The following is a 1090-nucleotide window of genomic DNA, read 5'->3' as shown; positions in this document are numbered from 1 at the left end:
GGTTATAGGGGCGGGAATCATCGGTTTGTCGATTGGCTTAAAACTGCAACAGCAGGGGTATCGCGTCACCATTTTTGATCCGAATGGAGTGGGCAATGGGTGCTCGAAAGGTAATGCCGGGCACATCGCGACCGAGCAAGTTTTTCCTCTTGCCACGCCGGCCTTGATCCCTCAATTACCTAAGATGTTATTGAGTTCGACAAGTCCAGTTTCTATTCGTTGGCAAGACTTGCCCAATACCGTCGGTTGGATGATACGTTTTTTATTGAAAGCGAAACCTTCAGCGGCAGAAGCTTCCACGCAGGCGATAACAAGCCTTAACACGCGAGCCGTTCAGAGTTGGAATCTGTTATTAGATTCGATCGGAAAAAGTGGGCTGATTAAGATGGATGGTTCACTGCTGACGTTTGAAAGCGAAAGCTTGTTTGAAGGTTATCAAAGTACGCTTGATGCGTTAGCGGAACAAGGTGTTCGGTACGAGCTTTGGACGCAAAACGAAATCCGACGTCGGCTTCCTGAACTCAGCAAAAAGGTTCGGTTTGGCGTCTTTTTTCCAGAAACAGGACATACAATAAACCCTTATGCACTCTGCGTTGAGCTAAGTAATGCATTTGAAAAACTCGGAGGTTCACTTGTCCATGAAGAAGTAGACGCAGTAAGTAAAAACGGCGATGTCTTGGTCAATACTCAGCGAATGTCTTTTGACAAAATTGTGGTCGCAGCGGGTGTTCATTCTAAAGCTTTGGTTCGCCAGTTAACCGGTGTGAATGTCCCGATACAAGCTGAGCGAGGCTACCATCTCATGATGAATGACAAGCGTGAGTCATTGCCGTTTCCTATCAGTTCTTCCGACAGAAAGTTCATTATGACGCCCATGTCTGAAGGCTTACGTTTGGCGGGAACGGTCGAGTATGCCGATGTGAAATCGCCACCAAACATGAAGCGCGCAGAGATGTTGTATCAGCAGGGGAACGCTATGTTTGAGTCCGGTTTAAATCCGTTAAAACAGCAGGAAAAGTGGATGGGAAATCGACCTTCAACAATCGACTCGTTGCCAGTAATCGACCAGTGTTTTAATGGCAAGATATTT

1 protein-coding gene is annotated in these 1090 nt (G+C 46.7%); it reads left to right on the top strand.

Annotated elements, in window-relative coordinates:
- A partial coding sequence (locus R7040_RS24750) for an FAD-dependent oxidoreductase (RefSeq protein ID WP_318097313.1) occupies window positions 1-1090 on the top strand: 1090 nt, incomplete at both ends.

It is taken from the genome of Vibrio sp. 1069 (genome assembly GCF_033340555.1).
This window is presented reverse-complemented; position numbering and strand designations above follow the sequence as displayed.